The sequence below is a fragment of the Shewanella sp. Isolate13 genome (assembly GCF_022398325.1).
In the GTDB taxonomy this organism is placed as follows: domain Bacteria; phylum Pseudomonadota; class Gammaproteobacteria; order Enterobacterales; family Shewanellaceae; genus Shewanella.
Genome location: NZ_JAKEVD010000017.1, coordinates 23,152 through 36,127, shown reverse-complemented (window position 1 = coordinate 36,127; position 12,976 = coordinate 23,152). Strand labels below are relative to the sequence as shown.

Annotated in this window: 9 protein-coding genes; 2 read left to right on the top strand and 7 right to left on the bottom strand. The window is 47.0% G+C overall.

All coding sequences use genetic code 11. The features are described 5' to 3' along the window. Nucleotides 1–64: 64 nt before the first annotated feature. Complete coding sequence (locus L1D44_RS12210; RefSeq protein ID WP_239890989.1) at nucleotides 65–331, bottom strand: hypothetical protein; 267 nt, start codon at nucleotides 329–331, stop codon at nucleotides 65–67. 255 nt (nucleotides 332–586) lie between these two features. On the opposite strand from L1D44_RS12210, the gene L1D44_RS12205 reads away from it, so the two are divergent. Beyond that, nucleotides 587–1,210, top strand: a complete 624-nt coding sequence (locus tag L1D44_RS12205) for a glutathione S-transferase family protein (RefSeq protein WP_239890988.1) — start codon at nucleotides 587–589, stop codon at nucleotides 1,208–1,210. A gap of 279 nt (nucleotides 1,211–1,489) precedes the next feature. On the opposite strand, the gene L1D44_RS12200 is transcribed toward L1D44_RS12205, so the two are convergent. The 5 genes from L1D44_RS12200 to L1D44_RS12180 all read right to left on the bottom strand — a co-directional run bounded on the left by L1D44_RS12200 (nucleotide 1,490) and on the right by L1D44_RS12180 (nucleotide 6,777). Continuing rightward, on the bottom strand, nucleotides 1,490–1,990 hold the full coding sequence (locus L1D44_RS12200) for a DUF4447 family protein (protein ID WP_239890986.1): 501 nt from the start codon (nucleotides 1,988–1,990) through the stop codon (nucleotides 1,490–1,492). 52 nt (nucleotides 1,991–2,042) lie between these two features. Beyond that, complete coding sequence (locus tag L1D44_RS12195) at nucleotides 2,043–2,447, bottom strand: SMI1/KNR4 family protein (RefSeq protein WP_220767889.1); 405 nt, start codon at nucleotides 2,445–2,447, stop codon at nucleotides 2,043–2,045. 150 nt (nucleotides 2,448–2,597) lie between these two features. Then, nucleotides 2,598–3,383, bottom strand: a complete 786-nt coding sequence (locus L1D44_RS12190) for a RelA/SpoT domain-containing protein (protein ID WP_239890984.1) — start codon at nucleotides 3,381–3,383, stop codon at nucleotides 2,598–2,600. Nucleotides 3,384–3,898: 515 nt separating this feature from the next. Then, nucleotides 3,899–5,983, bottom strand: a complete 2,085-nt coding sequence (locus L1D44_RS12185; RefSeq protein ID WP_239890982.1) for a M13-type metalloendopeptidase — start codon at nucleotides 5,981–5,983, stop codon at nucleotides 3,899–3,901. A 266-nt stretch (nucleotides 5,984–6,249) separates the two neighbouring features. Continuing rightward, nucleotides 6,250–6,777, bottom strand: a complete 528-nt coding sequence (locus L1D44_RS12180; protein ID WP_239891074.1) for a sugar O-acetyltransferase — start codon at nucleotides 6,775–6,777, stop codon at nucleotides 6,250–6,252. 193 nt (nucleotides 6,778–6,970) lie between these two features. Between L1D44_RS12180 and rsuA the strand changes: the two genes are divergently transcribed. Further along, entirely contained in the window at nucleotides 6,971–7,663 is a 693-nt protein-coding gene (gene rsuA / locus L1D44_RS12175; protein WP_239890981.1) for a 16S rRNA pseudouridine(516) synthase RsuA, read from the top strand. Between the two features lie 148 nt (nucleotides 7,664–7,811). On the opposite strand, the gene L1D44_RS21770 is transcribed toward rsuA, so the two are convergent. Next, nucleotides 7,812–12,719 (bottom strand): S8 family peptidase, encoded by a 4,908-nt coding sequence (locus tag L1D44_RS21770; RefSeq protein ID WP_275660471.1) that lies wholly within the window; start codon nucleotides 12,717–12,719, stop codon nucleotides 7,812–7,814. Nucleotides 12,720–12,976: the final 257 nt, after the last annotated feature.

Genomic DNA, 12,976 nt, shown 5'->3' with positions numbered 1-12,976 from the left:
GGGGCGCTCAGCTTGATTGATAATGGTAGGAAGCTGTTTGGCTATGTCACTGTTTGCGACCCTGTTAGCGCTGGCTTTGTTTGCAGCCCACAGGCAACAGCCAACGACGACTGAGCCTATAAGCGTTTTTGTTATTAGGTGCATTGAGATCTAGGTGTCCGTTTACGTTATTTTTTCGCATCCAATAGATAAAGAGCGTGGTAAAACTCACTAAGTGAGTTAATCCTAACCACGACAGCGCTCTTATGGCGCTACCATACTCGCCTGCCGACAACTGTGCTGTGCTGAGCATCAACTTATTGTTAAGCCAAGCAATAATCATTGTCATCATGAAGGCGATAATCATAACAAATTCAAGCGGGATAACTAGCACTTTAAAAACTCAATATGCTAGTTAATACAGGAGCCATCTAGTGTTTATTGTTGGCCTCGCGGTGATTCTAGTGCTGATATTGTCGATATAGCGATGAGTAAAGCGGCTATGTTTTGAAACCATATGTTTTGAAACAATGTGATGGTTTCAATTGTTGGCTCTTCACAGTAGCTTATGGGGTTAGCGAATTCATGTTAAGTAAGGAAGCGTCAGATGATTACACTATTTGGGAGCCCCCGCAGTCGCTCATTGCGAGTGTCATGGACCTTAGAAGAGCTTGGGCTCGATTGGCAATATCGCTATATCAACTTTGCCAAGGGCGATGGACGAGATCCTGCTTTTTTAGCGGTTAACCCTTGTGGCAAGGTGCCTGCATTGGTGGAGGAGGGGGTCGCTATTACCGAGTCTGCAGCTATCGTGTTATATCTCGCCGAGAAATATGGCGCGGGCAAGCTCTTGCCAAAGGCGGGAAGCCATGAGTCGGCACTGCATCATAAGTGGGTCAGCTTCATCACCTGTGAGCTTGAGCAGCCGCTGTGGAGCATAGGTAAACATAAGTTTGCCTTGCCACAGGAGCAGCGTTTGCCGGAGATGTTATCTGTGGCCAAGTGGGAGTTTGATAAAGCCGCCGCGATAGCGGAGCAATGGTTACCCGACAGTGATTTTTTGCTCGGTGATGAAATGACTATTGCTGATATTTTACTGGGGCACACCTTGTTATGGGCGACACGATTTGAGCAAGATATCCCGCCAAAACTGACGGCTTACCGAGATAGAATTACCGCTCGTCCAGCCATGGCTAGGGGGCTTGCCAAAGAGGAAGCGGGGGCGGCTTAAGCGACGCCATTGACATACCAAATCCGGGTACAAAAAAAGCATCCACTATTTTATTAATAGAATGGATGCTTTTTTAATGCAGGTCCTAGAGCGCTGCGCTTCGAGGGCGGGCCTCTTGTAAAGGATTGGCCCTGCTAGGAAAATCAAAAGCTTGACGGGCTAGAGCCCGACCTACAACAAACACCGCTTTTCCGTCTTAGCCTTTGCTTATTTTCCTAGCACCTAGAACCTAGGACCTTTCTTTGCTTTTCCTAGCACCTAGGATCTAGGTTCTAGAACTTATAACTGCGCTTTAGCCCATTTCGCGCGGTTTTCGCGGCTCTCTTTCAAGCCCTCTTTTTCGCGGAATACTTTGTAAGATTCAGAGTCTAGCGCGACCAGTACCACGTCAACCTCAAGCATTAGCTTACACTCTTTCTTGATGCGGTATGCTGAAACATTATACAGCTCGGCTAATGGTAGTGTGCCTAAGAACTCTGGGTTGTACTGAGCATATAGCGCTTGAGTTGGGTAAACCACGAAGCTCAAGGTGCGCTTTGGCTCAGTTTTAAATAGCTCTTCGATGCCATCGCAGGTGTTTAGCACTTGCATCTCAATCGCTTCATCGATCTCAAGTAGTTTCTTCTGTACTGGCATGTGCGCTGGCTTCTCGCCTGCTTCCCAAGCGATAACATCGGCTTCGGTTACTTTACCAATTTCGGCAACTTGGGCTGTGGTTAACGCCAATGAGTGTCGAAGGTACTGCATTTCAATGGCATTCAAACCAAGTTCTTTAGACATGATATTTCCTTAGTAAATTTTGTTGTGACTGCGTGTGCTTATACCTAAGGTATTAGCTGCGCATCCAAACATCTTCAGCCCAATCCCAGAAAGACTCCCATGAGTCATCCTCGTAGATCTCATCATCTTGCCAAAGCTGAATTTGTCCTTCTTGGCTAATGAAGAAGAAGCTATCGCCTTGCTGACAGATTGGAATGAACTCACGTGGCAGGCCAATTGACCAAGCATAGGCCGCTACTTCTGGTAGATAGGTATGCGAGTTAGGATCGCTGGCGGTCACAGGCTCAAGGCTGCCACAAATAACATCACTGGCGTAAAGTAAGTATTCTTTGAGCTCCATAGGTAGCGGAATAAGGATCTCCTCTTCCACTTCAACAATTTGTTCAAAGGTTGCTAGCTCTAACGGTACTGGAACCGTCTCGCTCATTTCTTGGAGTTGCTCAATGACATCATTCATAATTTGGCTGGATCTGGCTATATAGACTATTGGGCGGGAGTATAGACAATTATTGCCTAAGTCACAAAAGGCTTTGTGGTGGTATGAGATAAAAAGTCGTAATAAAAAAGGACCCAATAAAATGGGTCCTTTAAACATGCTTTACATGTATTAAGCTGCGGCGCTAAAAGTATTTTCTTGATCGCTGCGTTTATATTTCAGCCACGCTTTGTGGTACAGCTTATGGGACTCTTGGCGGAGCCGAGTGATTTTAGCGGTTTCAATGTCGCTTAAGTCACGTTGTTCCTGCATCGCAGAGGCCTGAATCGTTTGTACCTGTTCATACACTTGGTGTTCGGCGCCACTTTTAATTTCGGCGATATCGGCTAGGTGCAACTGCACTTCGGCGATCATCTGTGATTGAGGTAGTTTGACCAAAAGGTTTAGATCGCGATATCCCGATTCTTTGGGGGCGGCAAAGCGGTTCTTAACTTGGATCAATTCGCTGTCAGACTTAAGCAAGGCAAAGGCCTGCATCAAGTTGTGAATATCGTGGCTAACGATACTGGCTCTGACGATGTCGGTCAGTTGGCTGGCATCATTATCAAGTTTATTCTGCACCTTAGCCAGGGCTCTTTCACGACTCTTAATATCGGCTAATACAGATTGAGTATGAGACTGCGCTGTGATCCTATTAAGCAACTCGGCTAACTCTTGTTGTGCATCGTTGGCTTGGCTATAGAGAGTATCGAGATCGGCACTGGTCTGTCTGGGCACCTGATATTGCATAGACTGAATGGCGGTCAGGCCATCGAGATTTTTGGAGAAGGCCTGTTTGGCGGCGTAACTGCCGTTATTCTTAGTATTGCCTTGTCCATGGTCGACATTATGGGCAAAGGCTGAACGGGTCGACAGTAACAGTAAGAAAATGAAAAATGTCCGTAATATCCGGTTCATAGCAGTCCTAGTTTGTGGCTGTGACTGTAATCTAACTGGCAAATGCTTAAGCTAGGCTGAATGACAAATTAACATTTGTTCATAGTGTGAGCTGTAGCGTGTGAAGGACTGTAATAAACAAAAAGCCGTTGATGAAATGAGACATCAACGGCTTTTTAGATTTTTAATTTTAAGGAACTAGACTCTAGGACGCTGCGCTTCTAGAACGGGCTTCGCCCTACGAGGAAAAGCAAAAGTTAGACGGGCTAAAGCCCGACCTACAACAAACACCGCTTGTCCTGCTTTTAACCGGCTTTACCCGTCTTGGCTTTCATCGTCTTTGCTTTTCCTAGGACCTTTCTTCGCCTTTCCGTCAGCGAAGCGTTCCGTAAGTGACACCGTCACGTTCCCTAGGCCGCAGGCCGTTCGGTTCTAACCATTTTAGCTTTCCCAGCTTTCCGTCTTGGCTTTTCCTAGGACCTTTCTTTGCATTTCCTAGAACCTAGAACCTAGAACCTGCTGTTTATAAAACCTGATTACCAGATCTTTACGCGCTTCTCTGGTGCGATGTACATGGCATCGCCAGGTTTTACATCGTAAGTGCTGTAGAACTCAGGCATGTTTGATAACGCACCAACTGCACGGAACTCTGCAGGAGAGTGTGGATCGGTAGCTACGCGGTTACGCATAGACTCTTCCTTGATCTTTGCACGCCAGATCTGAGTGAATCCGATGAAGAAACGTTGATCGCCCGTTAGGCCGTCGATAACTGGCGCCTCTTTACCGTTAAGTGACTTCTTATACGCACGGTAGGCAATAGTGACACCAGAAAGGTCGCCAATGTTTTCGCCAAGAGTTAGCTCACCGTTTACGTTGAGGTCATCAAATACGGCGTAGTCGTTGTATTGGTCGACTAATGCTTTACCACGTGCGGCAAACTCGGTTAAGTCTTGTTCTGTCCACCAGTCACGCATGTTACCTTCGCCATCAAACTTCGCGCCTTGGTCGTCAAAGCCATGGCCCATTTCGTGGCCGATCACCGCACCAATACCGCCATAGTTTACGGCATCGTCAGCGGCCATATTAAAGAATGGTGGCTGTAAAATTGCTGCAGGGAACACGATCTCATTCATGGTTGGGTTGTAGTAAGCGTTTACGGTTTGTGGCGTCATGTGCCATTCCCACTTACGGATTGGGCTCCCGAGCTTTTCCAACTCTTTTGCATGGCTAAGTTCGCTTGCGCGTAGGTTGTTACCATATAGGTCATCGGCTTTGATGCTGAGTTTGCTGTAGTCTTCCCAGCGATCAGGATAACCAATCTTTGGATCAAACTTGGCAAGCTTATCTTTGGCCGCGACTTTAGTGTCTGCGCTCATCCACTCTAGTGAGTCGATGCTATCGCCATAGGCACCACGTAGGTTTTCAACCAGTACCTGCATGCGCTCTTTGGCTTCAGGTTTGAAGTGACGCTTAACGTACACCTTACCAACGACTTCACCCAAGAGTCCGTTTACCGTCGATACGCCGCGCTTCCAACGTGGCTGCTGCTCTTGTTGGCCGTTTAGTGTCTTGGCAAAAAACTCGAAGTTTTCGTTATCCAGCTCTTCACTTAGGCTGCTAGCTGCATGAGTCAGTACTTGCCACTGCATGTAGGTTTTCCAGGTCGCAAGGTCGGTATCTTTTATGACCTCGTTGAGCCCTTGAATATAGCTAGGCTGGTTGATGATGATGTCGGCTTGCTTGTCGGCGCCAAGCGTGGCTAGGTAACCGTCCCAGTTAATGTCTGGTGCCAGTGTGGGTAAATCTTTCACTTGGTACTTGTTGTAAGTCTTAGTGCTGTCGCGAGTTTCCACTACGTCCCAGTGCTTTTTAGCAATCTCAGTTTCCAATGCCAGAATCGCTTCTGCGCTGGCTTTTGGATTCGGCAGGCCTGCTAAGGTGTACATCTTTTCGATGTGCTCAACATAGGCCTTACGAATATTAACGAAGCGCTCATCTTGGTTCAGGTAGTAGTCTTTTTCAGGCAGGCTTAGGCCGTATTGCCAGATATGGGTTGCATAGCGGCTTGAATCTTTGGCATCGACATTGATGTAAAACGCCATAGGCGTGCCGCTGCCGATAATTTGGCTGCGAGCGAAGTAAGTTACTAGATCATCTTTAGAATTAATCGCATTAACGCGTTCGAGCTCGCTCTGGATCGGTGTTACGCCCAACTTGTTGAGGGTGTCAACATCCATGAATGAGTTGTATAGGTCGGCCACCTTCTGCTCATCGCTTCCAGCCTTTAGATTTGGCGTGGCAGCCACTTCTTCGATAATGGCTTTAACGTCGTCTCGTGATTTTTCACGTAGATCGTAAAATGCACCTGTGCTGGTGCGATCGCCAGGAATAACCGTGTCTTTAACCCAAGTGCCGTTCACATAAGAGTAGAAGTCATCTTGTGGACGAACTGATTTGTCGAAATTAGCAAAGTCGATACCTGAGGTTAGTGCTTTTTCAACGGCAACGGCGGCTTCGGTTTTGTCTGTGTCAGGCTGTTTTACGTCATTCGGTTCGCTGTTACATGCACTGAGGCCAACGATAAGGGAAGCGCATAAGCCCCCAACGAGTACTTTTTTCATTTTTCTTCCTTAATCTATATCGTCAATTTATTCTTGCTTTTGAGTCGAGCGAGTTGTTTTTCTTAAAATTCAATTAGCGTATTTATACTTTATACCTAGGCTGATATAGAGAACGCATAAATTACATTGAGATACGCATGTTAAGGTTTTTAATGTGCTGTGAACAAGTCTGGTGCGTAAACTTATCTGTATATTTCCCCTTTCATGTGTAAGAAAAGGTTTCCTAAACTAAAAAGTGAGCAATCTTTAGTTAAAAGTGACATCGACTATAGGCTTTTTATCACTTTGGCAGGATTGCCTGCTACCACTTGTCTTGCGCTAACATCCTTAGTGACTACTGAGCCTGCTGCTATCACTGCTTCATCGCCAATGGTGACGCCGGGTAAAATGATGGCGCCACCGCCTATCCAAGCTCGGTTACCGATTGTCACGGCTTTGGCGGTTTCTATGCCTCGGCAGCGCTCATCGGCATCCAGTGGATGACTTGCTGTGTAGATCTGTACGTTTGGCCCAAGCATGGTTTGCGAGCCTATATTAATCGTTGCATTGTCATACAAAGTTGAGTTGGCATTAATAAAGGCTTTTTCGCCTAGCTTGATATTGATGCCATAACTCACGTTAAAAGGTTGCACAATAACAGCGCTTTTAGCGACATGGGGCAGCAACTCATAATCGATTTGGCCGTTGATATTCATCTGTTGGTTGCGCACTTGCTGCTGATGCCAGAATTGATTGAGTTGTGGATCTAGGCATTGATAGCGGCTGCCAGCGATCATTTTGGCAAATTCATCAATCTGCTGCGCTTTGGCCTCTAATGCACTTTTTGCCACTTGCTCTGTAATAGGTGATTGATTCATATCGCATCTCTACAAAAACTCGCCATAACGATACGCCTGAGATTGTCGCTTGTTCAAGCAAAACTTTGCCCTTTGGCTGCGCTGGCCTCATAATGTCGGCCATTATGGTTATATCAGCTGAGTTTTTACTGTGCGTTTAGATAAATTTATTTGTGAGTCAACTTCACACTCTCGCGTTTCTGCCAAGAAAGCCTTGCACCGTGGCGATGTCACTTGCAATGGCGAAGTCGTTAAAAACTCGGGCTTTAAGGTAACCGATGAGCATGAGATCCGCCTAGAGGGGGAGCTGTTAACCATCATAGGTCCGCGTTTTATCATGCTAAACAAGCCTGTTGATACCATCTGTTCAACCATTGATGAAGAGTATCAATCGGTTATTAGTTTATTAGATGTGATCCGTCCTGAAGACTTACATATTGCTGGTCGTTTAGATGCCGACACCACAGGTCTGGTGTTGATCACCACAGATGGTCAGTGGTCGCATAAAATCACTTCGCCAAAGAAAGAGTGTGGTAAGCGCTACTTGTTAGAAACGGCTGAGCCATTAACAGAAGATCTAGTGCAGCAATTTGCCGATGGTCTACAGCTCAATAATGAAGATGGTTTGACCAAACCAGCAGAGCTTGAGATTTTAGGCTCGAACCAAGCGCGTTTGACCATTACTGAAGGTAAGTATCATCAAGTTAAGCGTATGCTGGCCGCCGTTGGCAACAAGGTGACTAAGTTGCACCGTGAAAGTGTTGGCGCGATTGAATTAGATCCCGCACTTGAGCTGGGTGAATGGCGTTATTTAACCGATGCTGAAATTAATTCTGTTAAGTAAATCAGTTAAATAAAGTCATGCAGATTTATTTACTGCAAAAAAAGGGCCCTCATATGAGGGCCCAAAAACAAGGTTAAGTGTTGTGAAAACAGTTGGAGCAGTGACTTAACCTCAATGCTCGTTAAAGCGTTTGCTCCTTACTGCAATTTTAGTGAAGCTTTCTACGACCTGCTGCGAATAAGCCTAGTAGTGCAAGACCTAGGAAGCCTAAGCTACCACCGCTAGAGTCACTATCTTGCTCGTCAACCTCTGGGACTTCTTCTGCTGGTGGTGGAGTCGGCTCTGTGCCATCTGAATTAACCGTGAGTGTGAAGCTAGTTTGCACTGCGTCATTAGGGTAGGCTAAGTCATGGGCCGTTACGGTTACCGTGGTGTCGCCATGCCAATCCGCTTCAGGAGTCAGCGTTACCATGTTGCCTTCAACTGTTGCAGTCACATGCTCTGCAGACACTTGAATGCCGTTGGCCGTGTTTTCTTTATCCTGAACCATCACTTCAAAGCTGATGCTTTCATTCTCATCAACACTCATGTCGCTTAGTGCACCAATCGCAAGGTTTGAAGGTACTTTCAGTACTGATGTTGTGGTGATGCTGTCGCTACCTGTGTAATCACTGTCTACTGAGATCTGTAGATCTTGACCGACACCTGCTGCGGCAACACGTGCAGAGAATGACACTTCAATCGCCGATTGCTCAGGGCCAAAGTAGTTAGCACAAACCACTAGACCTTCAGAGACCTTCTCATCAACGTCGTTGAAGGCATAACCGTCACCTGTGTAACCATATGCTGGACCAAAGGTACCGCGAGGACCATGGAAGCCATGCAGGCCGATTGAACCTAAGTGTGACTTCTTACCAGTAAACTTATCGTAAGCGAAGATAAACTCATGCTCACCTGCCGAGAAGTTCAGCTCTGTTGATGCGATAAGCTCAAAGCTATAGCGTGCATCGTAGTCCGGGTCAAAGTTAACACCAAAGGCAAACTCTTGGCGCATGTTGTCCCACTCAACGATTAAGTAGCGGCCATCTGTGGTCGATGCTAGCGACACTCCATCATATGCTTCAGTATCCATATCGAAGCCTGGTAGCATAAATCCATCACCACGCCAAAGCGGTGCAATCACAGTATCTGGGAAGAACTGCTCATCCATAGGGAAGTGCAGAGGCCAGAATAGCGGCATGCTATCAAGCTGAATGAAGCCTGCTGGCGAGATAGTCAGTGTGTCTTTCTCCATGTAGTCAGGATTGTTGTTGTACAGTGGGATCCTATCGACACCAAAGATGCTTAATGGCACTGTAAGGGTTTCATTCGCGCGGCCACCAATGGCAAACTCAGGCTCGATGTAGGCTTCGCCATACAAGTCTAGGTAGTAAGGGTTTGAACCTACAGGAACGCGACAAGTCATGTCGTCTTCACTGGTAGTGAACTGATACTCACGTGCCTGTGCATTACTGGCTTGCTGCATGGTAGCAAGACTGATTTGATTGCCTTCAACGGTCAACGCATCGGCTAAGTCTTGGTTGCTGCTGCTTGCCGTGACTGAATCGCTAATCAACTGTAAACCTTCAGGCAGGTTGAGCTGCATGTTCACATCACGCTCTAGGCCAACCATGTTAGGTGCCATCTGAACATTCACTTGAACAATATCACCCTCTTTAGCTTGCTGCTGGCTGGTGTTAATCATCACATCGTCACCAGCATGAACTAAATTGAGCGCCATTTTACCTAGGTTGCCTACGTTGTCTGCGCTATTACCGACTTCAACCAAGCCATAGAAACGATCGCCTTTTGCAGCGTCTGCTAGAGACCAGTTCATCGCTAAGTTGTATGGCTCTAAACCGTTAGTGGTTTGTGGACCTGTCACGCTTAGGTTGCCACTATCTACACTTGGGATCACCGCTAAACTGGTGGTGATGGTATCTAGCGTATCTTCTTCATCACCCCAAGGGCGTTTAAAGTTACCTAGCATCGCCCAATAACGGCCTGGCATAGGATTGTTAATGGCACAGTAGTCTTGTACATCGGTAAATGAGTAACAGATCGCCTCGTCATACCATTCAACTAGACCGTTTTCATTAAGGTCCATACCGATATCGAGTGATGACGCTGCCGCTTTATCTTCTGATACCTGCTCCCAAACAATACGTGCAGTGCCTTCTGGTACGTCAAAGAAGTGCACCTTGATCCCTGGGTTGTCTTGCATGGTTTCAGGATCTTCAAAGTCAACATAAGCCGCGCTTAGCTGGCTTTCAACCACATCACCGGCAGTTAAGCCGTGAACTTTAACATTGAGCTCTGCAATTTCTTTTGTCATTAGCTCAGGCGTCAACAAGGTACCGTTATCACGGTGGATAAGACCCGATACGATTTCAGGAAGTGTTGAACCGCTAAAGCTTGCAATAACCGGTAGGTACTGGTTTGGCACCGCTTTATCTGCAGGGGTTAGGTGAACCTTACCAAACAGGTCTAAGTTCGCTGAGCTGGCGTTAACCGAAGTCACATCCAGCACTTTGGCGGTTACCATGATACTTTGGGTTTCACCGGCTTTAACGGTAAAGGTCTTTGGATAAACATCTAGCTCTAAGAACGGCGCACCATCCATGTCTAGTACTTCAGAATCAACAGTCCACTCACCATCTTGTGTCGCGGTAAAGGTACGCATCCAAGTACAAGTGCTTTTACACTCAGCATTGACAAGATAAGGGACGTTTAGCGCAGTGACATCGCCACCTTCCATAGGGTTAGCTGCGCGGTAGTTGTCACCATTTTCATCCATGACTAGACCCGCTTTTACCGCTCTAGCCACATTGATGACGCCACTGCCCATTTGATGGAAGCTTGCCGTTTCAAGTGTTGGTGGATAATCGTTGTTATAGGCTTTGCCTGATTGTGCCGTCATCATCAATGCCGACTGGATCATCGCTGGCGTCCACTGAGGATGCGCCTGTGTTAGCAAGGCCAGTGCACCCGCAACATGAGGACCTGACATCGAGGTACCGCTGATTGCAACATAATCGCTTGGTGCTGGGTACAGGCTAAATGGCATTTCATCTGAGTAGGCGGCAAAAACATCGACACCCGGCGCAGATACGTTAGGCACCATAGTATTTGGGTTGGTTGTGCTTGGTCCACGAGATGAGAAGTTAGCTAAGATATCGGCTTCACGTTCTGTGGTGGTGATTTCAGATGCGTAGATACTGAGCTGGGGTGCTGTCTCTGAGTTTGCTACCCAGTCCACAAGCGCATTACCAGATGCCATATCGATGTGCATACCTGGGATTGGGAATGGGTTTAAGTTAAGGCTATTACCGCCTCGACCATCATCCCAAGAGATAGCGTTATAAAGGATTACACCGCCAGCGCCGCCTTCGGCAACGTTAACGCCTTTTTGTACGCGGGCAATATCACCACGCTTACATAGGACAATATCGTCACTTTCAAAGGTGCCTTCTGCAAATGGCTCTAAACACAGTTCATCGCCAAAATCTGCTGCATCGACTAAGTTACCGGTAAAGTCACCTGTGATCCCGTAACCTTCGATATCCTCAGGCGCATTGGCACCCACATAGTCGCTGATGCGACCCGCAACAGGCTCAATTTGACGGCCGTGGGTACTTGCAGCAACAGAGGTTAACCAAGGAGATACGTGGTCGATATAAGATGGGCCATATTGGCCCCAGTTACCCGCAGAGGCTGCAACGGAGATCCCGGCTTCACGTGCCGATAGAAATGCCATTTCAATGGCATCGTACCAAGGTAAACTCTCGAGGCCACCGATTGAGAAGTTGATCACGTCAACACCATCGACGATGGCGTCTTCAATCGCTGCCACCAGTGCATCACCTGGACAGCCACCATAGGTCTCACCAAATGAGCCGCCGCCTGGGTAACAGACTTGATAGGCAATAATGTTGGCACGAGGTGCAACACCTGAGATCTCTGGGAAGACTAATGGGGTATCGAAACCATCAGATTTCTCAGTCATTCCTGCTAATTGGAAGGCGACATCGTGCAGAACGTTACCCGCTACCGTTCCCGCAGTGTGAGAGCCGTGACCGTTGTAATCTTCACCGGTTGGTGCACGTTTGTAGTCAACTTCCCACTCTGGAATATCGGGCTGGAATACTGGGTCTTTAAAGGTATCGGTAATGATATCGTATGAGCGTACACCGATAAGCTTGCTGTTACACATGTTTGGATATTCAACACAGTCACCAACGAAATTGCCTTCGCCGAGTGGATTGCTATGAACGTAACCATCGCCTGCAACGGCGGCAAAAGAGGGGTGGTCTGAGTTAATACCAGTATCGATAATACCGGCAACGATACCTTCACCGCGCATCTCTACGCCATCGGGTACACCGCTACCTTGCCAAACCATATCTGCGCCAATGTGCTTAGGGCCGACATCGGTAAAGAGTTTGTATTCTTTAGCGCGAGTCACAGCTTTAACGCCTGGCATTTCGGCAACTTTAGCGGCTTCATGCTGGCTCAAGGCCATGGTCATACCGTTTAGCGCAATATTAAAGCGGCGCTTGATCTCGGCACGTGGGGCAACCATTTTGATCTTACTTGCTGTTAAGTCTTGAGTCTCAGTCAAGAAGTTACGGTAGCTCTTAACGGCTTGGCTCTTCACGTCGAGTGTACCGAAGCGTTCACTGCTGCGCATCGATGGCTGCTGACTGCGTGGAGAGGTTGCGGCATACTCTGGTCGTTCACCTTGATACAAGGCAATAGGTGAATCCATCAACTGAATGATGTAAGTGTGCTCACCCTCAATTTCATCTTCCCATACAAACGGCGCTTTATGGCTACTGCCTTTAGCTGCACGATGTACGTTCATACCGACTTGTCCTGGGCGGTTTGCTTGATTGACACCAGGGTGTTTTGGCTTGTTTTTATATTGTTCGATTTGCTCTGGTGTAAGTTTTATGCCGATGAGTTCACTGTTACCACCATTGCTGGTGTCTATGGATAGAGGGTTCGCGACTAGCGTCCCTAACCCAGTAGCATATAACGCAGCCATAGTGACTACGCTAATTTTCTTGAGTTTCATGTTCCATTCCTTGTTGTTTGTTGTTGCAAAGTTGTTAATTTTGCACTTTGTTTTTACGGTAGCGAGCTGTTAACGGCTAATGTGTTATACGTATGCTTCGATACGTATTCTGTATACACATATGGGAGGCATATTCTTTATCGCTGGTATAACAAGGGGTTATGTTTTTTGTGTTTGTCTGTATTTTTTAGGTTTGTCGATACAAGTTGTAACAGCCGCTTACTTGTCCATTATTTTCAACATGAGTATGTTGTTAA